26 protein-coding genes are annotated in these 26,395 nt (G+C 58.4%); 12 read left to right on the top strand and 14 right to left on the bottom strand.

Annotated features, from left to right (window positions below; all coding sequences use genetic code 11):
• Positions 1-174 precede the first annotated feature (174 nt).
• The 3 genes from prpC to J2Y86_RS27240 form a co-directional block, all read right to left on the bottom strand.
• On the bottom strand, positions 175-1,302 hold the full coding sequence (gene prpC, locus J2Y86_RS27250) for a bifunctional 2-methylcitrate synthase/citrate synthase (RefSeq protein WP_253438850.1): 1,128 nt from the start codon (positions 1,300-1,302) through the stop codon (positions 175-177).
• 138 nt (positions 1,303-1,440) lie between these two features.
• Positions 1,441-2,331, bottom strand: coding sequence for a methylisocitrate lyase (gene prpB / locus J2Y86_RS27245; RefSeq protein WP_253438848.1), 891 nt, complete (start codon positions 2,329-2,331; stop codon positions 1,441-1,443).
• Positions 2,328-3,047: a GntR family transcriptional regulator gene (locus J2Y86_RS27240; protein WP_253440457.1), complete on the bottom strand. Its 720-nt coding sequence runs from the start codon at positions 3,045-3,047 to the stop codon at positions 2,328-2,330. Before J2Y86_RS27240 ends, prpB begins: the two co-directional genes overlap by 4 nt.
• A gap of 302 nt (positions 3,048-3,349) precedes the next feature.
• On the opposite strand from J2Y86_RS27240, the gene J2Y86_RS27235 reads away from it, so the two are divergent.
• The 4 genes from J2Y86_RS27235 (at position 3,350) to pabB (ending at position 7,893) form a co-directional block, all read left to right on the top strand.
• The gene (locus tag J2Y86_RS27235) at positions 3,350-3,886 is read left to right on the top strand and encodes an ATP-dependent zinc protease family protein (protein ID WP_214381807.1); all 537 of its coding nucleotides are present in this window, start codon (positions 3,350-3,352) and stop codon (positions 3,884-3,886) included.
• A gap of 5 nt (positions 3,887-3,891) precedes the next feature.
• Complete coding sequence (locus tag J2Y86_RS27230; RefSeq protein WP_253438846.1) at positions 3,892-5,427, top strand: inactive transglutaminase family protein; 1,536 nt, start codon at positions 3,892-3,894, stop codon at positions 5,425-5,427.
• Positions 5,427-6,413 carry an alpha-L-glutamate ligase-like protein gene (locus tag J2Y86_RS27225; protein ID WP_253438844.1) on the top strand — a complete coding sequence of 329 codons (987 nt, stop codon included), beginning with the start codon at positions 5,427-5,429 and terminating at the stop codon, positions 6,411-6,413. Before J2Y86_RS27230 ends, J2Y86_RS27225 begins: the two co-directional genes overlap by 1 nt.
• Positions 6,414-6,555: 142 nt before the next feature.
• The gene (pabB, locus tag J2Y86_RS27220; protein ID WP_253438842.1) at positions 6,556-7,893 is read left to right on the top strand and encodes an aminodeoxychorismate synthase component I; all 1,338 of its coding nucleotides are present in this window, start codon (positions 6,556-6,558) and stop codon (positions 7,891-7,893) included.
• Positions 7,894-8,005: 112 nt separating this feature from the next.
• Here pabB and thrH read toward each other — a convergent pair whose 3' ends face one another.
• Positions 8,006-8,623, bottom strand: a complete 618-nt coding sequence (gene thrH, locus J2Y86_RS27215; protein WP_008027341.1) for a bifunctional phosphoserine phosphatase/homoserine phosphotransferase ThrH — start codon at positions 8,621-8,623, stop codon at positions 8,006-8,008.
• Between the two features lie 173 nt (positions 8,624-8,796).
• Here thrH and J2Y86_RS27210 point away from each other — a divergent pair, with 173 nt between their 5' ends.
• The 3 genes from J2Y86_RS27210 (at position 8,797) to J2Y86_RS27200 (ending at position 12,433) form a co-directional block, all read left to right on the top strand.
• Complete coding sequence (locus J2Y86_RS27210) at positions 8,797-9,537, top strand: phosphoadenylyl-sulfate reductase (RefSeq protein ID WP_253438840.1); 741 nt, start codon at positions 8,797-8,799, stop codon at positions 9,535-9,537.
• Positions 9,538-10,111: 574 nt separating this feature from the next.
• Entirely contained in the window at positions 10,112-11,647 is a 1,536-nt protein-coding gene (locus J2Y86_RS27205; RefSeq protein ID WP_253438838.1) for an NCS1 family nucleobase:cation symporter-1, read from the top strand.
• A gap of 57 nt (positions 11,648-11,704) precedes the next feature.
• Positions 11,705-12,433, top strand: coding sequence for an aspartate/glutamate racemase family protein (locus tag J2Y86_RS27200; RefSeq protein WP_253438836.1), 729 nt, complete (start codon positions 11,705-11,707; stop codon positions 12,431-12,433).
• A gap of 118 nt (positions 12,434-12,551) precedes the next feature.
• On the opposite strand, the gene J2Y86_RS27195 is transcribed toward J2Y86_RS27200, so the two are convergent.
• Positions 12,552-13,475: a LysR family transcriptional regulator gene (locus J2Y86_RS27195; protein WP_253438835.1), complete on the bottom strand. Its 924-nt coding sequence runs from the start codon at positions 13,473-13,475 to the stop codon at positions 12,552-12,554.
• A gap of 125 nt (positions 13,476-13,600) precedes the next feature.
• Here J2Y86_RS27195 and J2Y86_RS27190 point away from each other — a divergent pair, with 125 nt between their 5' ends.
• A complete protein-coding gene (locus J2Y86_RS27190) occupies positions 13,601-14,347 on the top strand; it encodes a 3-oxoacyl-ACP reductase family protein (protein WP_253438833.1) in 747 nt (248 codons plus the stop codon).
• A 138-nt stretch (positions 14,348-14,485) separates the two neighbouring features.
• Here the strand turns inward: J2Y86_RS27190 and J2Y86_RS27185 are convergent, their stop codons facing one another.
• Positions 14,486-15,181 carry an HAD-IA family hydrolase gene (locus J2Y86_RS27185; RefSeq protein WP_017337442.1) on the bottom strand — a complete coding sequence of 232 codons (696 nt, stop codon included), beginning with the start codon at positions 15,179-15,181 and terminating at the stop codon, positions 14,486-14,488.
• Between the two features lie 261 nt (positions 15,182-15,442).
• Between J2Y86_RS27185 and J2Y86_RS27180 the strand changes: the two genes are divergently transcribed.
• The 4 genes from J2Y86_RS27180 to J2Y86_RS27165 are packed head-to-tail and all read left to right on the top strand — an operon-like array spanning position 15,443 to position 21,594.
• The gene (locus tag J2Y86_RS27180) at positions 15,443-20,320 is read left to right on the top strand and encodes an RHS repeat-associated core domain-containing protein (protein ID WP_253438831.1); all 4,878 of its coding nucleotides are present in this window, start codon (positions 15,443-15,445) and stop codon (positions 20,318-20,320) included.
• Positions 20,317-20,712, top strand: coding sequence for a hypothetical protein (locus J2Y86_RS27175; RefSeq protein ID WP_253438829.1), 396 nt, complete (start codon positions 20,317-20,319; stop codon positions 20,710-20,712). The genes J2Y86_RS27180 and J2Y86_RS27175 overlap by 4 nt, the downstream gene beginning before the upstream one ends.
• 49 nt (positions 20,713-20,761) lie before the next feature.
• On the top strand, positions 20,762-21,151 hold the full coding sequence (locus tag J2Y86_RS27170; RefSeq protein ID WP_253438827.1) for a hypothetical protein: 390 nt from the start codon (positions 20,762-20,764) through the stop codon (positions 21,149-21,151).
• Positions 21,152-21,210: 59 nt separating this feature from the next.
• A complete protein-coding gene (locus tag J2Y86_RS27165; RefSeq protein ID WP_253438825.1) occupies positions 21,211-21,594 on the top strand; it encodes a hypothetical protein in 384 nt (127 codons plus the stop codon).
• A 22-nt stretch (positions 21,595-21,616) separates the two neighbouring features.
• On the opposite strand, the gene J2Y86_RS27160 is transcribed toward J2Y86_RS27165, so the two are convergent.
• The 8 genes from J2Y86_RS27160 to J2Y86_RS27125 form a co-directional block, all read right to left on the bottom strand.
• Entirely contained in the window at positions 21,617-21,835 is a 219-nt protein-coding gene (locus J2Y86_RS27160) for a hypothetical protein (RefSeq protein ID WP_253438823.1), read from the bottom strand.
• Positions 21,836-21,942: 107 nt separating this feature from the next.
• Positions 21,943-22,131: a hypothetical protein gene (locus tag J2Y86_RS27155; protein WP_253438821.1), complete on the bottom strand. Its 189-nt coding sequence runs from the start codon at positions 22,129-22,131 to the stop codon at positions 21,943-21,945.
• A gap of 128 nt (positions 22,132-22,259) precedes the next feature.
• Positions 22,260-22,688, bottom strand: coding sequence for a glycine zipper domain-containing protein (locus J2Y86_RS27150; RefSeq protein ID WP_253438820.1), 429 nt, complete (start codon positions 22,686-22,688; stop codon positions 22,260-22,262).
• Positions 22,689-22,877: 189 nt separating this feature from the next.
• Complete coding sequence (locus J2Y86_RS27145) at positions 22,878-23,249, bottom strand: hypothetical protein (RefSeq protein WP_017337435.1); 372 nt, start codon at positions 23,247-23,249, stop codon at positions 22,878-22,880.
• Positions 23,250-23,563: 314 nt separating this feature from the next.
• Positions 23,564-23,752, bottom strand: a complete 189-nt coding sequence (locus tag J2Y86_RS27140; protein WP_253438818.1) for a hypothetical protein — start codon at positions 23,750-23,752, stop codon at positions 23,564-23,566.
• Positions 23,753-23,930: 178 nt separating this feature from the next.
• Positions 23,931-24,251: a YbjQ family protein gene (locus J2Y86_RS27135; protein ID WP_253438816.1), complete on the bottom strand. Its 321-nt coding sequence runs from the start codon at positions 24,249-24,251 to the stop codon at positions 23,931-23,933.
• Positions 24,252-24,278: 27 nt separating this feature from the next.
• Positions 24,279-25,577 carry a serine hydrolase domain-containing protein gene (locus J2Y86_RS27130; protein WP_437180695.1) on the bottom strand — a complete coding sequence of 433 codons (1,299 nt, stop codon included), beginning with the start codon at positions 25,575-25,577 and terminating at the stop codon, positions 24,279-24,281.
• Positions 25,578-25,681: 104 nt separating this feature from the next.
• Positions 25,682-26,395 (bottom strand): phosphocholine cytidylyltransferase family protein, encoded by a 714-nt coding sequence (locus tag J2Y86_RS27125; RefSeq protein WP_253438814.1) that lies wholly within the window; start codon positions 26,393-26,395, stop codon positions 25,682-25,684.

Below are 26,395 nucleotides of genomic sequence, written 5' to 3'. Positions count from 1 at the left end.
GGTGGGGCCTGGCGAAGCTCCTGAAGTTAACTCGGTCAAATGTGGGAGCGGGCTTGCTCGCGAATGCGGTGTATCAGTCGACATCAATGTTGAATGTCAGTCCGTCTTCGCGAGCAAGCCCGCTCCCACAATGGTCCCGGTTCATTCAGCAACCAGCGCGGGAGCCCACACCATTCAGCGTTGTTCGATTGGCACGAACTTGCGCTGTTCGACGCCGGTGTATTCGGCGCTCGGGCGGATGATGCGGTTGTTGGCACGCTGTTCGAACACATGCGCCGCCCAGCCGGTCAGGCGCGAGCAGACGAAAATCGGCGTGAACAACTTGGTCGGAATACCCATGAAGTGGTACGTCGACGCATGGTAGAAGTCAGCGTTCGGGAACAGTTTCTTCTGCTCCCACATGGTCTTGTCGATGGCTTCGGACACCGGGAACAACACGGTGTCGCCCACTTCGTCAGCCAGCTTTTTCGACCAGCCCTTGATCACCTCGTTACGCGGATCGTTGTCCTTATAGATAGCATGACCGAAGCCCATGATCTTGTCCTTGCGCTCGAGCATGCCGAGGGTGCCTTTGATCGCCTCTTCCGGTGACGAAAAGCGCTCGATCATTTCCATCGCCGCTTCGTTGGCGCCGCCGTGCAGCGGACCGCGCAGGGAACCGATGGCCGCGGTGATGCAGGAGAACAGGTCAGACAGGGTCGATGCACACACCCGAGCGGTGAAGGTCGATGCGTTGAACTCGTGTTCCGCGTAGAGGATCAGCGAAACGTTCATCACTTTGACGTGCAGCTCGCTCGGCTTCTTGTCGTGCAGCAGATGCAGGAAGTGGCCACCAATGGATTGTTCGTCGCTCACGCAGCTGATGCGTTTGCCGTCGTGGCTGAAGCGATACCAGTAGCACATGATCGCCGGGAACGCGGCCAGCAGGCGGTCGGTTTTGTCGTGCTGCTCGGAGAAGTCGTTCTCCGGCTCGATGTTGCCCAGGAACGAGCAACCGGTGCGCATCACGTCCATCGGGTGGGCGTCGGCGGGGATGCGTTCCAGCACTTCCTTGAGCGCTTGCGGCAGGTCGCGCAGCTTGCCCAGTTTGTTGATGTAGGCGTCCAGTTGCGCCTGGGTCGGCAGTTCGCCGTACAGCAGCAGGTAGGCCACTTCTTCGAACTGGGCGTCAGCCGCCAGATCGCGAACGTCGTAGCCGCGATAGGTCAGGCCCGCGCCCGACTGGCCCACGGTGGACAGTGCGGTTTGCCCGGCAACCTGGCCACGGAGCCCGGCGCCACTAAGTACTTTTGCTTCGGCCATTGCTGTCTCCAGTTTTCTTGAATTTGTTAGGGAAACTTGTGGGAGCGAAGCTTGCTCGCGAAAGCGGTATCTCAGACGACATTAATGTTGAATGTCAGTCCGTCTTCGCGAGCAAGCTTCGCTCCTACAGGGTTTGCATTACTTTTTGGCGGCGAACAACGCATCGAGCTTCTGCTCGAAGGTGTGGTAGTCGATGCGATCGTAAAGCTCCATGCGGGTCTGCATGGTGTCGATCACGTTCTGTTGCGTGCCGTCGCGGCGGATCGCGGTGTAGACGTTTTCCGCGGCCTTGTTCATCGCGCGGAAGGCCGACAACGGGTACAGCACCAGCGATACATCGGCACCTGCGAGTTGCTCGGTGGTGTACAGCGGCGTCGCGCCGAATTCGGTGATGTTGGCCAGGATCGGCGCTTTCACGCGGCTGGCGAACAGCTTGTACATTTCCAGTTCGGTAATGGCTTCCGGGAAGACCATGTCGGCGCCGGCCTCGATGCACGCCGCCGCGCGATCCAGTGCGGATTCCAGACCCTCCACCGCCAGCGCATCAGTGCGGGCCATGATCACGAAGCTGTCATCGGTGCGCGCATCGACCGCCGCTTTGATGCGGTCGACCATTTCCTGCTGGGACACGATCTCTTTGTTAGGACGGTGACCGCAGCGCTTGGCGCCGACCTGGTCTTCGATGTGAATCGCCGCCGCGCCGAACTTGATCATCGACTTGACGGTGCGCGCGACGTTGAACGCCGAGGAACCGAAACCGGTGTCCACGTCCACCAGCAGCGGCAGGTCGCAGACGTCAGTGATGCGGCGCACGTCGGTCAGCACGTCGTCCAGGCTGGTGATGCCCAGGTCCGGCACGCCGAGGGAGCCGGCAGCCACCCCGCCACCCGACAGGTAAATCGCCTTGAAACCGGCGCGCTTGGCCAGCAGCGCGTGGTTGGCGTTGATCGCGCCGACCACTTGCAGCGGATGTTCGCTGGCGACCGCATCGCGGAAACGCTGGCCTGGAGTGCTCTTGTTGGAACTCATGACTCACCTCGTTCAGTGGCTGTCTTAGTGGCGCCGTCCTGGTAATGACGGGCGATATTGCGTTTGGAAGCGCCGATGTGACGGCGCATCAACAACTCAGCCAGTTCACCGTCACGGTCGGCGATGGCGTCGAGAATCCGGTGGTGCTCGGCAAAGGCCTGACGCGGACGATTGGGCGTGGTGGAAAACTGGATGCGGTACATGCGCACCAGCTGATACAGCTCGCCGCAGAGCATCTGTGTCAGGGTGCGGTTGCCGCTGCCCTGGATGATTCGGTAGTGAAAGTCGAAATCACCTTCCTGCTGGTAATAACCGACACCGGCCTGAAACGCCGCATCGCGCTCGTGGGTTTCCAGGACGTGGCGCAGTTCGTCGATTTCTTCGACGGTCATGCGTTCCGCCGCGAGCCGGCAGGCCATGCCTTCGAGGGATTCGCGGATTTCGTAGAGCTCCAGCAGCTCGGCGTGGCTCAGGGAAACCACCCGCGCCCCGACGTGCGGCACGCGAACCAGCAGGCGCTGGCCTTCCAGACGGTGGATCGCCTCACGCAGCGGGCCGCGGCTGATGCCATAGGTGCGCGCCAGTTCCGGCTCGGAGATCTTGCTGCCCGGGGCGATCTCGCCCTTGACGATGGCCGCCTGAATGCGTCGGAAGACATTCTCGGAAAGTGTTTCCGAATCGTCCTGAACAATGACCGGGGGATCGAGTTGATCCAGCATATTGTCGACACCTTGAAAGCTGATGCGGCAAAAACTAGCGAATGCCGGCCTTTTAGTCAAAGGATAAATAGGTATTGTCGACAATCGTCTAATAACCGGTCGCACCATAACGAAGCAGCAGCTCTGTTTATAGCCGCCTCCCGGCGCTGGCGCCATAAAACCACCGTGCTAGAATGCCGCCCGCATTTGTTTGTGACATCTGCACTGCTTGTCATAAATAGCTGATAGGCATACGAGGGAGCTTGCGCAGCGATGCCAGGGCCTTGAATCGAAACACGGACCGCTGCGCACCAGGATTTATGAGACTCAAGCCCTTCCCCACTTTCCTTTATCTGCTTTGCCTGCCCGGTGTCGCCGCGGCGGGGGAAAAGACCGTGTACGGCCTCAACGAGTACGCCTCGCTGGACGGCATCAATCTGGAAGTCGCGGCCAAACTCGACACCGGCGCGAAAACCGCTTCCCTGAGCGCCCGTGACATCAAGCGCTTCAAACGCAATGGCGAGTCCTGGGTGCGCTTCTATCTGGCGATCGACGCGGCGCACTCGCACCCGATCGAACGACCGCTGGCCCGCGTCAGCAAGATCAAGCGCCGCGCCGGCGACTACGATCCGGACGAAGGCAAGAAGTACACCGCCCGTCCGGTGATCGAGCTGGATATCTGCATGGGTTCGGCATTACGCAGCATCGAAGTGAACTTGACCGACCGAAGTGCCTTCCAATACCCGCTCCTGATCGGCTCCGAAGCGCTCAAGCGTTTTGATGCGCTGGTCGACCCCAGTCTTAAATACGCTGCTGGCAAACCCGCCTGCGCCACCGACGCACACACCGCAGAGTAATTCCAATGCGCTCTCTTACCCTCCATCTGAAAATGCTGATCGCCATCCTGGTGGTGCTGGGCATTTCGGTTACGGCCTATCAGATCTTCGTGCTCGGCATTCCCGTGACCGAAGACGCCACCGACGACTTGTGGAACATCGACGCCAAGGTCGAGTTCGTCGCCAGTGCCAAGGATCCGGTCAAGATTCAGATGTTCGTGCCGCCGCTGAGCCGCGATTACGTCAGCCTGAACGAAAGTTTCATCTCCAATAATTACGGCGTGGCCGTGAACCGTGTCGACGGCAACCGCAAGGTCACCTGGTCGGCGCGTCGGGCCAAGGGCAACCAGACGCTTTATTACCGCCTGGTGCTGACCAAGCGCTACACCGGTGAAAAATCCAAGATCAAAGGCCCGACCTTCCGCGACAGCATCGCCGTCGAAGGCCCGGAAAAAATCGCCGCCGAAGCCCTGCTCGCGCCGATTCGCCAGCACTCGGCCGACGTCGAAACCTTCATCGGCGAGGCGATCAAGCGGGTCAACAACGTCAATGACGACAACGTGAAACTGTTGCTGGGCGGCGATCCGTCCAGCGGGCACAAGGCCAAAATCGTCGAACTGGTCCTGTCCATCGCCCACGTGCCGGTGGAAAAGGTCCACACCATCCGCCTGGTGGCCGACCAACCGCAAACACCGGAACTCTGGCTGCGCAGCTTCAACGGCACCGACTGGTTGTACTTCAACCCGGAAACCGGCGAGCAAGGCCTGCCGACCGACCGCCTGCTGTGGTGGACCGGCGATGAAAACCTGATCACCGTCGATGGCGGCAAGAAAGCCACCGTCACCTTCAGCATGAACAACAGCGAAATGAACGCCATTCGCCTGGCCAAGCTGACCGACGAAAACACCGACGCCAACTTCCTCGAATACTCGTTGTACGGCCTGCCGCTGCAAACCCAGCAGACCTTCATGATTATGGTGATGATCCCGATCGGCGTGCTGGTAATCCTGATCCTGCGCAACCTGATCGGCTTGCAGACCCTCGGCACCTTTACCCCGGTGCTGATCGCCCTCGCCTTCCGCGAAACCCAGCTCGGCTTCGGTATCGTGCTGTTTACCATCATCACCGCGCTGGGGTTGTCGCTGCGCTCCTACCTTGAACACTTGAAGCTGCAAATGCTGCCGAGGCTGTCGGTGGTGCTGACGTTCGTGGTGGTGCTGATCGCGGCGATCAGTCTGCTCAGCCATAAGCTTGGCCTGGAGCGCGGGTTGTCCGTGGCGCTGTTCCCGATGGTGATCCTGACCATGACCATTGAACGCCTGTCGATTACCTGGGAAGAACGTGGTTCCGGGCATGCGATGAAAGTCGCGATCGGTACCTTGTTTGCCGCCACCCTGGCACACCTGATCATGAGCGTGCCGGAGCTGATTTACTTCGTGTTCACCTTCCCGGCGGTCCTGCTGATCCTGGTGGGCTTCATGCTGGCGATGGGACGTTATCGCGGTTACCGCCTGACCGAACTGGTGCGTTTCAAGGCGTTCCTGAAGAAGGCTGACGCCTGATGTTCGGCTTCTGGAAGACCTGGAAGGCCCTGGAAGCCCGGGGCATCATGGGGATCAATCGGCGCAACGCGGATTACGTGCTCAAGTACAACAAGCGCAGCCTGTACCCGATCGTCGATGACAAGATCATCACCAAGGAACGCGCGATCGCCGCCGGCATCCATGTGCCGGAACTGTATGGGGTGATTTCCACCGAGAAAGAAATCGACAACCTTGACAAGATCATCGGTGGGCGCAACGACTTCGTGATCAAACCGGCCCAGGGTGCGGGCGGCGACGGCATCATTGTGGTAGCCGACCGCTTCGAGGGGCGCTATCGCACGGTGTCCGGCAAGATCATCAGTCATGAGGAGATCGAGCACCACATCTCCAGCATTCTGACTGGCCTCTATTCCTTGGGCGGTCACCGGGATCGTGCGCTGATTGAATACCGCGTGACACCCGATCAGATTTTCAAAAGCATCAGTTACGAAGGCGTGCCGGATATCCGCATCATCGTGCTGATGGGCTACCCGGTGATGGCGATGTTGCGCCTGCCGACGCGCCAGTCCGGTGGCAAGGCCAACCTGCACCAGGGCGCCATCGGCGTCGGTGTCGACCTCGCCACCGGCCTGACCCTGCGCGGCACCTGGCTGAACAACATCATCACCAAACACCCGGACACCACCAACGCGGTGGACGGTGTGCAACTGCCCTACTGGGACGGCTTCATGAAACTCGCCGCCGGTTGTTACGAGCTGTGCGGGCTGGGTTACATCGGTGTCGACATGGTGCTGGACCAGGAGAAAGGGCCGCTGATTCTTGAGCTGAACGCCCGGCCGGGGTTGAACATCCAGATTGCCAATGATTGTGGCCTGACGTTGCGCACCCATGCGGTGGAGGCGCGGCTGGAAGAGCTGAAGGCTCGCGGGATCACCGAGACGGTGCAGGAGCGGGTCGAGTTTGTTCAGGAGATGTTTGGGCATATTCCGGCCGTCGAAGGCTGACCTTGTGGTGAGGGGATAAATCCCCTCGCCACAGGTTTCGTGCAACCGCTGCTAATCGGTCACTTCGCGACATCCCTCTAGGAGCAATTCCCCGAGGGGACTACAATCGCCACCCCGCCTCGATGGCTGATCTGCCCCGCCCATGTTGACCTGTTCCGTACACCCGCTGCCCTATCGCGCCAACCCCGCCGAGTACTTCGCGGCGATCCGTCATGCCCCCGGTGCCGTGCTGCTCGACAGTGGCCGGCCAACGGCTGATCGCGGGCGTTATGACCTGTTCAGTGCCTGGCCGCTCGAACAACTGACGGTGTTGCCTGACGAAAGTGGCAGCGATTTCCTGCAACGCCTGCGCGCCAATCTGACCCGACTCGGTGAAGCGGTCGTTCCGTTTGATCTGCCCTTCGCTGGCGGCTTGATGGGCTATCTGAGCTATGACTTCGGTCGGCATCTGGAACACCTGCCTGTTCAGGCGCAAGACGATCTGCAGTTGCCGGATGCACGTTTCGGACTGTACGACTGGGCGCTGATCAGCGATCACCAACGGATGACCAGTCAGTTGGTCTTCCACCCGTCGCTGATCGACAGCGAGCGTCAGCGCCTGATCACGCTGTTCAGTCATCCCGTGGCTGAAGCAATCGAATCGTTCAAACTGAAAGCGCCGATGCACGCCGATCTGAGCGCTGATCAATATCGCCGGGCGTTAGAGCGTATTCAGCAGTACATCCAGGCGGGCGACTGCTATCAGGTCAACTTCGCCCAGCGTTTTCGCGCCGAGTGCGAAGGCGATCCGTGGGCCGCTTACTGCGCGTTACGGGCAGCATGCCCGACGCCATTCTCCGGTTTCCAGAGCCTGCCCGACGGCGGTGCGGTGCTGAGCCTGTCGCCTGAACGCTTCGTCAAAGTCAGCGAACGCCACGTTGAAACCCGCCCGATCAAAGGCACCCGCCCTCGCGGCCTGACCGCCAGAGAAGATGCGGCGAACGCCGCCGAATTGCTGGCCAGCCCCAAGGATCGCGCGGAAAACCTGATGATCGTCGACTTGTTGCGCAACGATCTGGGCCGGACCTGCCGTATCGGCTCGGTGCGGGTGCCGGAGTTGTTCAGCCTGGAAAGTTACCCGAACGTGCATCACCTGGTGAGCAGCGTGACCGGCGAACTGGCGGATGACCGTGACGCACTGGACCTGATCGCCGGCAGTTTCCCCGGCGGCTCGATTACCGGCGCCCCGAAGATTCGCGCGATGCAGATCATTGATGAGCTGGAGCCGACCCGACGCGGGTTGTATTGCGGTTCGTTGCTGTATCTGGACGTACGCGGTGAGATGGACAGCTCCATCGCGATTCGCAGCTTGCTGGTGAAGGATGGGCAGGTGTGTTGCTGGGGTGGTGGAGGGATCGTCGCGGATTCGGAGTGGCAGGCTGAGTATCAGGAGTCGATTACCAAGGTGAAAGTACTACTCGACACCCTGCAAAACCTATAAAAGCATCGCGGGCAAGCCACGCTCCCACAGGGTTTTGTGTTGATCGCACAATTGCGGTTCGACACAAAACCTGTGGGAGCGGGCTTGCCCGCGAAGGCGTCCTTGAAAACGACTACAGGCTCAAAGCCCGATTCGAAGCCTTGATGAACTCCTGCTTCAAATCCTCGAACGTGTGCACCGCCGGGAACTGCGGAAACTCGCGAATCACGTTATCCGGCGCATGGAACAGAATCCCCGCATCCGCCTCGCCCAACATCGTGGTGTCGTTGTACGAATCCCCTGCCGCAATCACCCGGTAATAAAGGCTCTTGAACGCCAGAACCGACTGACGCTTCGGATCTTTCTGACGCAGCTGATAGCTTGTTACCCGCCCGGCGTCGTCAGTAATCAGACGATGGCAGAGCAAGGTCGGGAAGCCCAGCTGACGCATCAGCGGCTGGGAAAACTCATAGAACGTGTCCGACAGAATCACCACCTGAAAGCGCTCGCGCAGCCAGTTGACGAACTCGATGGCGCCGTCCAGCGGCTTCAGCGTGGCGATCACTTCCTGGATGTCGGTGAGTTTCAGGCCATGCTCGTCGAGAATCCGCAGGCGCTGCTTCATCAGCACGTCGTAGTCGGGAATGTCCCGGGTGGTGGCCCTGAGAGATTCGATCCCGGTTTTTTCGGCGAACGCGATCCATATTTCCGGGACCAGTACACCTTCCAGATCCAGACAGGCAATTTCCACAAGACACTCCCATTTGTATTGATTATTGAGTCGAGCGAGCAAAAGGACTGCCGAACTCTAGCGACTCGGGCGGGCCTGCGCAACGCAGAGGGCGCGCCAGTCGTTGCAGGATTTTGTTACCATCAAGCCCATATAGAGCGCCCAGCGCCACCGACCTGTAGGAAGCCGCCCTGATGAGCCCATCGTTCGATGTCGTGGAACTCGCCACGACCTATGCCAACAAATCCGCCCAGGACATCCTGAAACTCGCGTTTGCCGAGTTCGGCGATGACCTGTGGATATCTTTCAGCGGCGCCGAAGACGTGGTGCTGGTGGACATGGCCTGGAAGCTGAACAAGAACGTCAAAGTGTTCAGCCTCGACACCGGTCGCCTGCATCCCGAGACTTACCGCTTCATCGATCAGGTGCGCGAGCACTACAAGATCGAGATCGAACTGGTGTCGCCGGACTACACGAAACTTGAGCCGTTCGTGAAGGAAAAAGGCCTGTTCAGCTTCTACAAGGACGGCCATGGTGAATGCTGCGGCATCCGCAAGATCGAGCCACTGCGCCGCAAACTCTCGGGCGTGACCGCCTGGGCTACCGGCCAGCGCCGGGACCAGAGCCCGGGCACCCGCAGCGCCGTCGCGGTGCTGGAAATCGACACTGCCTTCTCCACCCCGGAACGTACCCTGTACAAATTCAACCCGCTGGCGCAAATGACCAGCGAAGAGATCTGGGGCTACATCCGCATGCTTGAGCTGCCGTACAACAGCCTGCATGAACGCGGCTTCATCAGCATCGGCTGCGAGCCATGCACCCGTCCGGTGTTGCCGAACCAGCACGAGCGTGAAGGTCGTTGGTGGTGGGAAGAGGCGACTCAGAAAGAATGCGGGTTGCATGCCGGTAACATCATCAGCAAGTCCAAGGCCTGATACCGAGCCTTGTAAAAATCTACTGTGGGAGCGGGCTTGCTCGCGAATACGGACCAACATCCAACATTGATGTCGACTGACACTCTGCATTCGCGAGCAAGCCCGCTCCCACAAGGGTTAAGCTGAAACTTCAAAAAATGTGTACACACGAATGTCACCATAGGTGCCATTTATGTGTGCACTTTTTGTTTCTGCGCCCCAAATGGTTACATCCGCCCTTCCTGAATTCCTCCCTAAGCTTTCTCCGCGAATCCCGCTGAAAAATAAATACCTGTTTGATCGGTCAATTTATATCGCCTTTTTTTCAGTTACTTATCGCTGATCAATAACAAAACGAAATTACGCATAAATTCCTCAGATCGCCGACTGGCATGGATCTGGCTTAAGTGCATACATGTTTTGTATACAATAATATCAAAACATACACACACTTTAGATCCGCAAGCCTGAAGCGCCCTATCCCGTACAGGCTGCAGATGCCCCGTAACCAATGATGCTTGTTGCCCGCGACGAAGATTTGTCGAGCCCACGCTCATGCACAGTCATCGCGACGCCAAGCTCGGAGCCTGCCGGAATGCGTACTAGCCTCCCCAATAACAACATCGCGCTGGATCTGCCCTCCTTTCCACCCACCGCTCACGATCAAACCTTTCCGGAACCCGTGGTGCTCAGCCCGCGCCTGCACAACAAAGACCTGGCGCCGACCAAAGCCGAAGGCCGGCGCTGGGGCCGCTACAGCATCTTTGCCCTGTGGACCAACGACGTTCACAACATCGCCAACTACTCCTTCGCCATCGGCTTGTATGCATTGGGCCTGGGCGGCTGGCAGATTCTGCTGTCGCTCGGGATCGGCGCAGCGCTGGTGTACTGCTTCATGAACTTGTCCGGCTACATGGGCCAGAAAACCGGGGTGCCGTTTCCGGTCATCAGCCGGATCAGTTTCGGTATCCACGGGGCGCAAATTCCTGCATTGATCCGCGCCGTTATCGCCATCGCCTGGTTCGGTATTCAGACGTACCTCGCCTCGGTTGTGTTTCGCGTGTTGCTGACGGCGGTTCACCCCGGATTCGCCGACTACGACCACGATTCGATCCTCGGTCTGTCGAGCCTGGGCTGGGTGTGTTTCGTCGCCATCTGGCTGGTGCAACTGGCCATCCTCGCCTACGGCATGGAAATGGTGCGGCGCTACGAGGCGTTTGCCGGACCGGTGATTCTGCTGACCGTCGCGGCCCTAGCCGGATGGATGTACTTTCAGGCCAACGCGACCATCGCCTGGTCGATCCGCGAGCCGCTGACCGGCGGCGAGATGTGGCGCAACATCTTCGCCGGTGGTGCGTTGTGGCTGGCGATCTACGGCACGCTGATTCTCAACTTCTGCGACTTCGCCCGCTCTTCGCCATGCCGCAAGACGATCAAGGTCGGAAATTTCTGGGGCCTGCCGGTGAATATTCTGGTGTTCGCCGGCATCACCGTCCTGCTGTGCGGTGCGCAATTTCAGATCAACGGCCGGATCATCGAAAGTCCGACGGAAATCATCGCGTCGATCCCCAACACCTTCTTTCTTGTGCTCGGCTGCCTGGCATTCCTGATCGTCACCGTGGCGGTGAACATCATGGCCAACTTCGTCGCCCCGGCTTTCGTGCTCAGCAACCTGGCGCCGAAATACCTGACCTTCCGCCGCGCCGGGCTGATCAGCGCGACCATTGCGGTGCTGATCCTGCCGTGGAACCTCTATAACAGCCCGTTGGTGATCGTGTATTTCCTGTCCGGCCTCGGCGCCCTGCTCGGCCCGTTGTATGGCGTGATCATGGTCGACTACTGGCTTGTACGAAAAGGTCAGGTCAACGTGCCGCAGTTGTACAGCGAGGATCCCGCCGGCCCTTATTACTACAGCCGTGGCGTCAATTTACTTGCGGTGGCGGCGTTCATTCCTGCGGCGCTGATCGCCATCGTCCTGGCGCTGATGCCGGGTTTCCACCTCGTATCGCCCTTTTCCTGGCTGATCGGCGCCGGCATTGCCGGGATGCTCTACCTGATCATCGCCAAACGGCAGCCCCACTACGCCGACGTCAGTGGCGAAGCCATCGCGGTCGACAACGCCAGCCATTAACCCCATGACGGCCCGGCACCGTCGGGCCGCGGAACCACCCCGCTATAAGGACTTCCCATGCGAATTCTCGTGGTCAACGTCAACACCACTGAATCCATCACCCAGGCCATTGCGCGTTCGGCGCAAGCCGTGGCCGCGCCAGGCACCGAAATCGTCGGCCTGACGCCGCATTTCGGCGCCGACTCCATCGAAGGCAATTTCGAAAGCTACTTGGCCGCCATCGCCGTGATGGACCGGGTGATGTCCTACGACCAGCCTTTCGATGCGGTGATCCAGGCCGGTTACGGTGAGCACGGCCGCGAAGGCTTGCAGGAATTGCTCAACGTGCCGGTGGTGGACATCACCGATGCCGCCGCGAGCACGGCGATGTTCCTCGGTCATGCCTATTCGGTGGTCACAACGCTGGACCGGACGGTGCCGCTGATCGAAGACCGCCTGAAACTCTCCGGGCTCTGGGACCGCTGTGCGTCGGTGCGGGCCAGTGGCCTGGCGGTGCTGGAGCTGGAATCCGATCCGCAAAGGGCGCTGGAAGCGATTGTTCGTCAGGCTGAACGGGCGGTGATTGAAGACAAGGCTGAGGTGATCTGCCTCGGCTGCGGCGGGATGGCCGGGCTGGATGAACAGATTCGCCGGCGCACCGGGGTTCCGGTGGTGGACGGTGTGACGGCGGCGGTGACGATTGCCGAGTCGCTCGTGCGGTTGGGGTTGTCGACGTCGAAGGTGCGGACATATGCGACGCCGCGGCCGAAGAAGATCATTGGGTGGCCGGGGCGTTTTGGCCGGTAGACCGCGTTATCGTTCATCGCGGGCAAGCCACGCTCCCACAAGGGATTTGTGAACGACTCAGATCCAATGTGGGAGCGTGGCTTGCCCGCGATGGCAGCACCTCGGTCCAACGCCAGGCTCAAACCGCACTGAACCGCGCCCCCAACCCCTGCCCCGCAAACTGCTCGATAATGAAATCCACAAACGCCCGGGTCTTCCCCGGCAACAATTTGTGCTCCGCGTAATAGATGGAAATGTTGCCATCGTCGACATACCAGTCGGGCAACACCCGTTGCAACGTCCCCGCGTCCAGATACCCCACGGCAAACGGCATGCTCACCAGCGCAATCCCAAGCCCCTGAGTCGCGGTCGCACAGGCCGCTTCCGAATCGCTCATGGTCATCCGTGCCTTGAGCGTCAGAGGACTGTGTTGCCGGGTGCGACTGGTCAACTGCCAGGAACGCACGCGACCCGTCTGCGGAGAGCGAATGAGGATGCCATCGTGATGCTTGAGATCATCCGGCTCGACGATTGCCTCACGCTCCGCCAGATAGTCGGCTGAAGCCACCAACACCCGATGGGCCGGCGTCAGCTTGCGCGCCACGACGCCTTGCGGCAGCTCGAATCCCCCACCTATCGCGGCATCGAATCCCTGGGCGATCAGATCGACCTGTCGGTTATCGAAATGCCAATCCGGGTTGATCGCCGGAAACCGCCGCAGAAACTCGCCCAGCAACGGCACCACATACAACCGTCCGAACACTGTCCCCATGCTGACTTTCAGCGTACCGGCCGGACGACCTTCGGCGCTGGCAAGGTTAGCCACGGCATTCTGGATGGTGAGCAGGCTGGAACTGACTTCGCCGAGAAACAGCTGACCGGCTTCGGTCAACGTCAAGCTGCGGGTACTGCGCTGAAACAACCGCACGCCAAGGCGTGCTTCAAGTTTTGCCACACTCTTGCCCACCGCTGCGGGCGTCAGGCTCAGTCGCCGCGCGGCCTCGGCAAAGCTGCCGACTTCGGCACTGCGCACGAAGCATTCGATACTGCTGAAGGTTTCCATAGGCGCCACTATAAACTTCTGGTTTACACAGACTATCGCAATGACCGGCTACTCAGGGCGTAATCCGAGATCGATACTAGGCTCCATCAACCGGGGCATCTCGCCTCGGGACTTTGGAGATCGACATGACTACTCAGAACCTCAGCGGCAAAGTGGCTTTGATTCAAGGCGGGTCTCGCGGCATCGGCGCAGCCATCGTCAAACGCCTGGCCGCTGAAGGCGCGACCGTTGCCTTCACCTACGTCAGCTCCACGGCCAAGGCCGAAGAATTGCAAAACAGCATCACCGGCAGCGGCGGCAAAGCGCTGGCCATCAAGGCTGACAGTGCCGACGCCGAGGCCATTCGCAACGCCGTGAGCGCCACCGTCAAAGCTTTCGGTCGCCTGGACATCCTGGTCAACAACGCTGGCGTACTGGCCGTGGCCCCGCTGGAAGATTTCAAACTCGAAGACTTCGACCAGACGCTGGCGATCAATGTGCGCAGCGTGTTCATCGCCACCCAGGCCGCCGCGAAACACATGACCGAAGGCGGTCGCATCATCAACATCGGCAGCACCAACGCCGACCGCATGCCCTTCGCCGGTGGCGGCCCGTACGCCATGAGCAAAGCAGCGCTGGTCGGTTTGACCAAGGGCCTGTCCCGGGACCTCGGCCCACGCGGGATCACCATCAATAATGTGCAACCGGGCCCGGTCGATACTGACATGAACCCGGCCAGCGGCGACTTCGCTGAAAGCCTGATCCCGTTGATGGCGGTGGGTCGTTACGGTAAAGCGGAAGAGATCGCCAGTTTCGTTGCCTACCTTGTAGGGCCGGAAGCGGGCTATATCACTGGGGCGAGCCTGACCATCGATGGTGGTTTCGGCGCCTGATGGCTTAAACGCAAAGTAAAATGTGGGAGCGGGCTTGCTCGCGAAGGCGGTGGGGCAGACAACATTGATGTCGCCTGACACAACGCCTTCGCGAGCAAGCCCGCTCCCACATTTGCCAGTGTTTTTCTGCCTGTCGCGTTAAGCCCATTCGAGCGCGGGCAAACCGCAAGCACCTGGCGTGAACGCTTTCAACGTACGAAGAATGCCATCGGCGTGTGCGTATTTTTCGTCAGCCATCGCAGCATCCGGAATTGCAATCGCCGTCATCCCCGCCGCTTTCGCCGCCGTGACACCGAACGGCGAATCTTCGAACACCAGGCAATCCTCAGGCGCCACGCCCAGGCGTCGTGCTGCCGTGAGGAAAATATCCGGCGCCGGTTTGGCTGCGCCGACCTCCGGGTCATCGGCCGTAACGATGAAATCGAACAGCGCAAACCAGTCGCGATGCAAGGTGGTTTTCTGGCCGAACGACTGACGCGAAGAACTGGTGCCCACCGCAATCGGAATGTTGTTCGCCTTCAAGTGCCGCACCAGCTCCTCGGCACCGGGCATCGCCAGTGCGGTCGGAAAACGCTCGCGCATCAGCGGTTCGCGGATCACCAGGAACTCCTCGGCCGTGATCGGCAGTTCCAGCGCCTCGACCACATAACGCGCCAGATCGCCCGCGCCACGGCCGATGATGTTCTGCTTGACGCTCCAGTCGAAGGTCCGGCCATAGCGCCCGGCAATGATGGACGTGACTTCGGTGTAAATGCCCTCGGTGTCCAGCAGCAAGCCATCCATATCGAAAATCACGGCTTTGATCGGGCCGAACTCTTTCAGCGGTGCATTCATCGCATCTGATCCGTTTTTAATGACATCCCGACCGACTCAGGTACGGCTGAATCGCGGATTTGATTAAAGGGTTCAGCAGCATAACGAGCGCAGCCGACATAGAGCAACGGCCAATCTCCCGACGGTGACGGAACCCGTTGCGAAGTGCTGCCCACGATTTAGCGATTCGCCCTACACCAAACGCCTCCTTTCCCGACTTCTTTCCCCGTTGATCCCCCGCAAAGTCTCGCGATCAAAACCGACCCGCGCGAGGGACTGCGAATGTTCAACTCCGACAAGCTCCTGGCCTTGAACAACGCCATCGGTCTGCTCGTGGTCGCCGCCATGAATCCCGGGCAACCGGATGTCGAAGCGCTGCTCGGGGATTTTCGTCTCTGCCTCAACGACTACGACGCCTGGGCGGAAAACTTCTGGACCGGTTGGGCGCTGGACGTCGAGCAGGTGTTCAAGGTCGGCAACGACGTTCGTTTGAGCGCACCGAAGGATTCCACCGCGCCTGTCAGTTCCACACTCGCCACGTGCCCGGCCAGCGGTCCGTTGACCCTGGTGCACATGTTTGAAGCCGCGCGCTTCGTGCCGATCGGCGATACGCCGGTGAGGCTCGAACCCTTGTTGACGGAGGAAAACGGCGTACCGACGTTTGGCCAGCCGATTCACAAAGTCATAGGGCCCGGCGGCATTCTCGAAATCCCTGAATGCTGGCGCGGCCAGCGTTACCGCATCACGTTCTTTCCCGACGTTACCGTCCATCACGTCAAAGCGCTTTATGCCTCTTATCAAAGCGTGATCGACGAACTTGAAGGCTGGTTGCGCAACGAGTGGACGACCGAATTTGAACCACTGTGGGCGGGGTTTTCCGAGGCGGGGTTCACTGAGCGCTATGGCTTGCTGCAACAGGCCGATTGGCGTGGCTTCGAAAAATCGCTGCACGGTCTGTGGGATGACGTGAAGCAAGTCTTTGCCCTGATGGCAGACCTGCAAGCCAACAGCGAAAAACTCCTTGAATACCTGACCGCCATTGAGCTTGAGACGCTGCTGAACGCGCCGGCCGAAGCCATCTCCAACGTGCTGCTGGTGTTGAGTGATGAGCCGCTGATGTTCATTCATCTCGCAGCATTCACCAGTTGGTTGCGCCTGTTACCGCCGCAATACATCGCCGAGGTGGTGGCGGAAATTCGTACAGAGATACTGATCGGTTTCCTGCTGGTGCGCCTCACCGGTCCTGCCGGCCTGACCGTCGGCATGAGTGCCAAAGTGCTGGGCAAGATCAAATCCGAGCGCGCACGACAATGGCTGGCGGCGGCGAGTTTGCGACTGGCCGGGCTCACGGCGGGCGCGGACCTCACCCGTCACGCGGGTGCACTCAAACCGTTGCAGGTCAACGCCCGGCATGCACCGCTCAAACCTGCGCCAGCAGTTCCATTGGACATCAGCGTCAGTCAATCAGCGAGTGTGCAGGTCAATAATCCACTCGCCATTGCCCGCAACAAATCCCAGGCCAGGACCCGCCTGAGCCGGCAGGAACATCGCGATGACGCCCCTGCCCCAGCGAAAAACCCGAACGGCGACAGTGTCGATTCAGCGGACAACACCGCGACCAACGGCTGCCCGGTGTCGATGGTCACCGGCGAAGAACTGCTGACCTTGATCGATGGCTCGCTGGATGGTCCGTTGCCGTTCGACTTCACCCGCGTGTATCGCACCAGTGCCGTCGAAATAGACGGCGGGCTGGGATTTGGCTGGAGTCATTCGCTGGCGCATCGGCTGGAAATCGATGGCGACAACGTCAGCTGGATCGACCACGAAAACCGTTGCATCACGTTCCCTTTGCCGAACAGCGAACGACCGGCCATCCACAACAGCCTGTCGCGGGCGGCGATTTATCTGGGAGAAGCACCGGAAGAACTTGTCCTCGCACTGGCCGGCGAAGCGGCGCGCTTTTACCACTTCCGGACAGGACGACTGACGGCCATCAGCGACGCCTATGGCAACCGGCTGACAGTGCAGCGCGACAGGTCCGACAGAATCATGCGCCTCGACAACGGCGCCGGGCGATCACTGCGACTGCGCTATGACCGCCGACACCTCGCCGCCGTCGAGTATCAGAGCTTTCACCCGGCCGACACGCTGGAAGACGCCTGGCGTACCGAGCTGACACTGGTCACCTACCGCTATGACGCCTGTCATCGCTTGATCGAAGCCACTAATGCCCTCGGTGAAAGCGAACGCTACGACTATGACTACCAGCAGGTCATTCTGCAGCGGCAACTGGCCGGTGGCGCGAGTTTCTTCTGGGAGTGGGAAAGGTCCGGCAAGGCGGCGCGCTGTGTCCGGCATTGGGCCTCGTTTTCGCAGATGGATACGCGGTATGTCTGGAATGACGCGGGCAGTGTCACGGTCCGGAACAGTGACGGCAGTGAAGAGCTTTATCAACACGACGACCGCGCGCGCCTGGTGCGCCGGGTCGGACTGGAGGGTGGCGAAGCGCTCAAGGCCTATGACGACAAGGGTCGTCTGGTTACCGAGCAGGATCCGCAGGGTGCGGTCACTGAGTACCGTTACGACGATGCCGGACGGCTGATAGCGCTGATTCCACCGGAGGGCGAGCCCACGTCCTACGAGTACCGCAACGGTTTCCTGCACGCGCGGTATCGCGGCAAAGTGGTGTGGAAGTACCAGCGCAACCCTCAGGGAGACATCACCGAGGCGACCGATCCGGACGGTGAGACGACCCACTATCACTACGACGAAAAAGGTCTGCTGCTGTCAGTCCGTTACCCGGATAACAGCCGTCATCTCTTCGTCTGGAATGCCTTGGGGCAACGGGTCGAAGAAACCTTGCCGGGCGGTGGTCAGCGGCGGTTTTCCTACGATGCATTGGGCCGGCAGACGACCCGTCAGGACGAACACGGTGCGGTCACCCGCTATCAATGGGACGCCGTTGGCAGACTGGTTCTTGCGACGCTTCCTACGGGCGCCACCCGTGCCTTCAGCTACAACGCCTACGGAAAAATTATCGCCGAGCGCGATGAGCTGGGCCGCATCACGCGTTACGAATACGCCGACGATTTGCACCTGGTCAGCCGCCGTATCAATCCCGACGGTACGCAGTTGCGTTATCGCTACGACAACGCGCGGCTTTTACTCACCGAGATCGAGAACGAGTCCGGCGAACAATATCGGCTGGACTACACGCCCAATGGCTTGATCCGACAGGAAACCGGTTTCGACGGCCGACGCACCGCGTATGCCTACGACCTCAACGGTCATCTACTGGAGAAAACCGAGTTCGGCGACGACGGCTCGCAACTCGTCACCGCTTATGAACGAGACTCGGCCGGCCGCTTGCTGGTCAAGACGCTGCCCGATGGCATCAAGGTTCGGTATTGCTACGACAGCCTGGGCCGGCTGGTCAGCGTTGACGACGGTCACGATCACCCGTTGGAATTCGAGTACGACCAACAGGATCGGCTGATCACCGAACACCAGGGCTGGGGCACGCTGCGTTATGGTTACGACGCCTGCGGCCAGCTCAAGCGGATGCGTCTGCCGGACGGCAGCAAACTCGACTATCACCGTGCCAAGGGCGGCACGCTGACCGCCATCGATCTCAACGGTGCGCGGCTCACCACCCACCAATCCACCTTCGGTCGCGAACAGCAGCGCCAGCAAGGCCTGCTGCTAAGCGAATTTGCCTACGACGATCAAGGCCGTCTGAAGGCGCATGCCGTCAGCCAACACCAGCAACCGCTGTACCGCCGCGATTATGCCTACAGCCTCAACGGCAATCTCGACAGCATCGCCGACAGCCGCCACGGCCAGCGCAATTACCACTACGACCCGCTCAACCGCCTGACCCGCGTCCGCCATTCTCGCGACCAGCCACCGGAAAGCTTCGCCCACGACCCGGCCGGCAACCTGCTGACGCAGGACCGCCCCGGCCCGACCACCGTCAAAGGCAATCGCCTGCTGAGGCAGGGCGACCGCCACTACGACTACGACGCCTTCGGCAACCTGATCCGCGAACGCCGCGGCACCGGGCAAAAACTTGTCACCGAATACCGCTACGACTGCCAGCACCGACTGATCGGCGTCACCACACCGGATGGACGCTACGCGAGCTACCGCTACGACGCCTTCGGCCGCCGCATCGCCAAAACCATCGACGGCAAGACCACCGAGTTCTTCTGGCAAGGCGACAACCTCGTCGCCGAAAGCAGCCGCGAGCATTACCGCAGTTACGTTTACGAACCGGGCACGTTCCGCCCGCTGGCCATGCTTGATGGCAAAGGCCCGCTGAAGGCATGCCCGTTCTACTACCAACTCGACCACCTCGGAACACCGCAGGAACTGACGGATTACAGCGGCGAAATCGTCTGGGCGGCCCAATACAACGCCTACGGCCGCCTCACCCGCCTCAACCGCGACACCCACCAGATCCTCGACCAGCCATTACGGTTTCAGGGGCAGTACTTTGATGCCGAGAGCGGGCTGCACTACAACCGCCATCGGTACTACCAGCCGGATGTTGGACGGTACCTGACGCCGGATCCGAGCAAGTTGGCCGGGGGATTGAATCAATACCAGTACACGCGGAGTCCGACGGGGTGGGTTGATCCGTTGGGGTTGAGTGAGTGTCCGGGTAACGAGGGGTGTAAAACGCCATCGATTGGCGAGGAGGAGCCAACCACCAAAGCGACTGTAAAAAAAGCCGAGCCAACATTGCCCCAACCGAAAGGGGAAGGCGATTACTTATATCGAGGAGACAACCTAGATCCTCATGTGGTGTTTGAAAATGGCTTCAAAAGCAAGGGTGAAAGTAATGATCTATTGCTCCACTCAATCGACAGCGACAATCCACCGAGCAATTTCATCAGCACATCACCTTCCCGAGAAGTAGGGAAAAACTTTGCCACTGGCTTTAACACAAAAATTGGCTATCTATATACACTTCAAAAAATTCCTGGCTTCGATTTGAAGCAAGAGCTTGGAGCGCTATACGAATTCGATAAAGAAAAGGAGATTGCCATACAAAGCCGTATAAGCAATGAGGATGTGCTCGGAGCAACGCTTATAATAGATGATGGCCGAGAGTTCGGTTATTCCTTACCAAACCCCAATAGGAAAATTAAAAAATGATCTCCGACGTTAAAATAACAATCTGCATTGACGGAAAAACTGAAACAGCCCGGCTCGTTTGCGACAACAAAGCGGTTTCCATAACTTTCATAATGAACAGCGGACTCCTAAAACTCTACACGGACACCAACTTCTACAAATGCTTTGGAAATGTTCGTAAAGACAACCCCCACATACAGTTCCTTTGTAAAGGATCTAAGATCAACGTCCACCCCTCCAGTATGTCAACGCAGATGACTCTTGGGGTTAAAGCGTACGAATTAACACTAGAAAAAAAACCGTCACTCGATGACTTAATATACATTTTTGATTACGAAGAGAACAATTTGACAAATGACCCCAATGAACAGGAAGAGTTCTTCAAAAAATGGATTGCATCAAAAAAAGAATGACGCCTTTTTCATCAATACCATTAACACTCAACAACCGCAGAAAAAAGCCATGAAACATATAGAAATATTGGTTGAAAACAATGGAATAATAGAAAGATCCATAATTGGATTCCATAAGCGGCAACTAACATACAAAACAAAAAATGGATTAATAAAATTTTATAGCGACTACGATATGTACGAATGCTTCGGATCATTAAGGGCTGACCACCCTGAAATCAACTTTCTATGCAAAGGAGCTAAACTTAATGTCCATCCCTCTCGCATGTCTTCGCAAATGTCCAGCGGATTGGTTGCCTATGAGTTGAAACTTGGCACTCCTAGCGAGGAAGAGGATTTAGTCAGAATTTTTGATTATGACGATGAAAACCTCACAAACAATATTTATGAACAAAGAGCTTTTTATAAAAGGTGGATGGAATCGCTGAAAATAATCTAAACAAGAGTTAGGCACCAGCAAAAAAAGACATTTTTCAACCTGTCACAGAAGAACCTAACATGACTACACACCACATCAAATTAAAGATAGGCACTACCATTGAAGATGCAATACTTGAAGAGACCCCTAACTCTCTAACTTTTGTGCGAAAAGGTGGTTTTAGAAAAACATATATTGCCGACTACGATCTATTTTTTTGCCTGGCAGAGATTCGCAAGGAGTTTCCTGATATAAAATTTCTTTGCAAAGGTGCCAAGCTTAATGTGTTTCCCTCAAGAATGTGCTCTCAGATGAGTAACGGCTCAGTTGCTTATGAGGTAACCATGGGAGAAGCCGCGACGCGAGACAATATTGTTCACACCTTTGATTTCGAAAGCTGCAATATTGTCAGCGACATTTCGGAACAAATAGACTTTCATAAAAAGTGGCTAAGCCATGCGTAAACAATCAAAGACAAAAAATGATTCAACTCGGCTCATTGAAACTATCCTCCCCCGCAATATCCGCATCATCCGGCAGTGCCTCAACATCTGAATCACCACGTTCCACATCATCACTCGGCACCTGCTCCACCCCCGCCTCCTCATCATCCGGCGGCCGCTGATCGCGACTCAGCGAATCGGTCGGCGAAGGCAGTGGGTACTCAGGGGTGTCGTCGTCGGTGTCTTTGGGGTCAGCGTTCATAAAGCACCTCTCAAGGGGCCTGAATATAGGTCCTGAGATTTCGATGACGTCACGCAGACTGTCGTTCGATCAGGCGGACGATCGGTCGGCATGATACCCAACCCCAATCATTGCTCATCTTCGTCTTCGTCTTCTTCCTCGTATTCAAGATTCCCGACATCCCCCGCGTCGTCGGCATCGTTAAGCGGCACCGTTGCATCATCCATCAGCGACCCCGGATCCTCATTACCCGGATCATTGATAAACGGAAGTCCGCTCGGACCCTTTTCTTCCTTGCCTTCGGTTTCAGGCGTCATGGCATACCTCTCACTCTTCAGGTGTGTATGAAGTTCGAGGCACCTTGAGGGGCAAACGTTCCGGAGTACTTCTCGCGCACACAAAAAACCCGGCGCCTGGCCGGGTTTCTGCTGTCATCACTATCGGATCAGTGATGTTTATTTTTGTGTTTATTCTTGTGTTTGTTTTTATGCCCGTTACCGGAATGAGAACCGCCGCTGTCGGTGCCCAGGTTGTTACCCACCGCGCCACCCGCGGCTCCGCCCAGGCCTGCGCCGATGGTGGAACCGGTCGAGCCACCAAGGCTGTTACCAATCACCGAGCCGCCCGCCGAACCCAAACCACCACCGATGGCCGCTTCGGTGCGGCTGCCTTTAGGTGCGCCAACCGCGCTGCCCGCCGCGCCACCCACACCGGCGCCAATCGCTGCGCCTGTGCTGCCGCCCATTTGCTGGCCGACCACGTTACCCAACGCGCCGCCAATACCACCGCCAACAGCCGCGGTGCCATCACCGGCAGCCATCGCACCTTGAGCGACCAAAAGTCCCAGAACCAACGTGGACAATGTCAAACGCATGATATGAACCTCTAATTCCGCATCGGGGGAAAAGAACGCGCTGCGGATTGGCGGAGTCTAGCACCTGCCCCCGCTGAATCCGGCCAGCGATGACGGTTGGACCGCTAAAAATGCGCTAGCTGCGAAGGAGAAACAGCCAGATACAAAAAGCCCGGCATCAAGCCGGGCTTTTGCGCTGATCATTCAGTATCAGTGACGCTTGTGACCCTTGGCCAGGTTGCTGCCAACGCCACCGCCCAATGCACCGCCCAAACCGGCACCGATGGTGGAGCCAGTCTTGCCGCCCAGGCTGTTGCCGATCACCGAGCCGCCCGCCGCACCCACACCGCCGCCGATCGCGGCTTTGGTGCGGCTGCCTTTGCGTGCTGCCACGGCACTGCCGGCTGCGCCCGCTACACCGGCGCCAATCGCTGCGCCGGTGCTGCCGCCCATGCTTTGGCCGACGACGTTACCCAGCGCGCCACCCAGACCGCCACCCAGCGCGGCCGTGCCGTCGCCAGCAGCCATTGCACCTTGAGCAACCAACAGACCCAGAACCAGGGCGGGCAGTGTTAAACGCATGACAAGAACCTCAAAAAAATAGGGAGAAATCAAAAAGGGTCGAGATTGAATGCTTTAGCGACGAGAAAGTCCAGACGCACGGACCCAACCTCACCATTGGCGACGGTTGGACAACGTTTATGGGAAAGGTTTTATGACAGGCAAAAAAAAGCCCGCTGGGGAGACGGGCCAGGTGTTGCTTTCTAACGGATGAGTTGAGATTACGTAAGACCTTGTGAAAACTTTGTGAAAAAACCGGACAAAAAAAACAGGCGTTGGAAAAAATCTTTCAGGCATAAAAAACCCCGCTCGATGCCGGGGTCTGTAAATGGCAGCTACTTCCTGACCGGTGCCGCTACCTTGGGTAAAAATTTCGCCTTCGGTCCCTGGCGCACCATGGTCTTCATCTTGCCGAGCTTGGCCTGGTCATCACCAAAATCCACCACGTACTCCGTTTGGCCGCAATGCACGCAATTGTTGATTGGAAATTCAGCCCCGTCGTCTTCGATATACGGATCAGCCATCTTTTCACCCCTCTCAAATGCGGGATCGACACCGGCAAGCCCTATTTGCCTGGAACATATCGATCACCAAGCTTTTGAGACTAGTCGGTCATTACCGGACTTGTAATTCAGATTTCACGATGCCCGACGAATGGCCCAGCCGCTTCCTACAAAACCAGCACAACAATTCGTACCGGACTCACCTCAGTTTAACGGCGGTCCCGGTGACAAAAACCACCACCATCCCGCCCTTCCCCGCCGGCATGCTGATCTCATAATCGAGCCCCACCACCGCATCGGCCTGGAGCGCTTGTGCCCGCTCCTTGATTTCATCGGTCGCCTGAATCCGCGCTTCCTTCAACGCACGTTCCAACGTCTGCGAACGTCCGCCGAAAAAGTCGCGCATCCCGGCGAACATGTCCCGAATAACGTTGACGCCCTGCACCGACTCGGCGCTGACAATATCCAGATAAGCAGTGATCTGTCGGCCTTCAATCGAGTGAGTCGTGGTGGTGATCATGGGTTTTCCTTTTTCAGGCCTTGGCACTCAAGGCAGCCGAGATAGATGTTTAGCCAGCGCATCAAACGCCGGCAATGTAACGGGATCGTTGGCCGAGTTACTGGCAACGGGGTGGGAAGCGTATCGAACAATGACCATCTCCGCCGCAGGGTCGACGTAGATGCGTTGCCCATGAACGCCTCGCGCCATGAACGCCCCACCCGGCTTGTTCGTCACCCACCACATCGACCGGTAACTCCAGCCTTTCAACAAATCGTAACCGGCCTTGGCAAAGGCTTGCTTGTCGCCGCCACGACGAATGTCATCGACCACGGCTTTGGGCACGATCTGCTGGCCATCGAACCGACCGTCATTGCGTAGCATCTCGCCAAACCGCGCCAGGTCCCGCAGACCGGTATTCAAGCCACCACCGGCAAACGGAGTGCCGATGGAATCCACCGTGAAACAGGCATCCTGTTCGGCACCCAGCCGACTCCAGATCCGCTCCGACAATAACTGCGCGACATTGCGACCGGTCGCCCGAGCGATCACCCAACCCAGAACGTCAGTGTTGACGGTCTTATAGCCGAACGCGCTGCCGTGCTCGCCTTGCAGTTGAACCGTCTGCAAAAACGCGTAGTAACTTCGCGGGCCGGTGTAGTCCTTCGGCTTGGGTAGAGGGCTGCCAGCTTTCGCATGAGCCCAGACTTCGGCATTCGGATCGGCGTAGTCTTCGCTGTACTTGAGCGCGGTGGTCATATCGAGGACCTGACGCACCGTGGCACTGCCAAAGGCAGATGCGGCCAGTTCAGGAACGTAATCGGCGACACGCTTGTTCGCATCGATCTGCCCTTCGGCGACCAACATCGCGCCCAGCGTGCCGACCACGGATTTGGTCACCGACATCGCCGCGTGCTGGCCCTCAGGTTTCAGCACGCCAAAGTAACGCTCGTACACCACCTTGCCACGGTGCATCACCACAATCCCGTCGGTGTAAGTCGCCGCCAGGGATTGATCCCAGGTCATCGACGTCTTCGCGCCGAGCGGCGTGAACGTGAGGGTGTCGATGTCTTTGCGCAACGCGGACACCAATGGCACCGGTGCCCCCAACCCTCGCGAAACGTTGATCGTTGGCATGAGCTGGCGGAAGTTCGAGACGCTCCAGCGCATCGCCGGGAACTGGAAGTAACTGCCGTCTTCGAAACGCACAGTGCGATCGGCGGGCGGTGGCGAGCCGACCATCCAGCCGAGTTTTGCGGGGTCGCTTGCATCAGCGTCCGGGAAGGTTGCAGCGGTCGATGCAGTGGCCAATGAACAGGCAACGAACATCGATAAAGCGATCGGCATGGCTAGCCAACGGGATGCGACGACAGGATGAGCCATGATTCCGATTCCGTTCGAGGGGGCCTGGCAATCTTCAACGGGCGAAAACGCAGATTCCAGGCTCCTGATTATTGATACACAAAGAGGTCTTCAGCAGAGTCCACCTCGCCCCACTCTCCACTGTAGGCAACGGCTTGTATTGGAACCCGCCCCGCATCGATGACTTGCTGAAGGGTGTTCGTCATATGCACTTTGTCACATTGTTCCGGGGTTAAAACCGAGCGAAGCCGCACGACTTCCGCCCAACCTTCAGGCGTGAAGCGCAAAAGTCCCATGTATTGGCCTTGAACATCGTCGACTGATCTAGGTTTGTTGCCGATTTCCGCCAAGGTGTCATCAGCGTTCAGGCGGAACGTTTCGGCGTCCAGCAATGGATCGCCAAAACGCTCGGTCCAGAGTGCCAGCCAATTCGGGTCATAGGTGACGGCCAGTGAAGCCTTGCAGGTCATCAGCGACTGAACCGCTGCCGGGCTGTAGAAAATGTCGGAATAACTGACGATGCACGGTTCGTCCTGGAGCCAGGCTTGTGCACACGCCAATGACGACACCATGTTGGTTTGCGCCCAGCGCGGGTTATGAAATTCGATCAAGCCTTGCTCTGCCAACAACTCGCGTTTGTAGCCAGTAACAATGGCGATCTCGCTTATGCCTGCATCGCGCAACGCCGCCAGCTGCCACTCCAGCAATGTTTTTCCGCGCAACTCGACCATGCATTTCGGTCGTTCATCCGTGAGGCTTTTCATGCGGCTGCCACGCCCGGCAGCCAGAATAATGGCTTTCAC

The sequence above is a fragment of the Pseudomonas migulae genome (assembly GCF_024169315.1).
GTDB lineage: Bacteria > Pseudomonadota > Gammaproteobacteria > Pseudomonadales > Pseudomonadaceae > Aquipseudomonas > Aquipseudomonas migulae_B.
The sequence above is the reverse complement of the archived record's forward strand: the minus strand, read 5'-3'. Positions and strand labels throughout refer to the sequence as shown.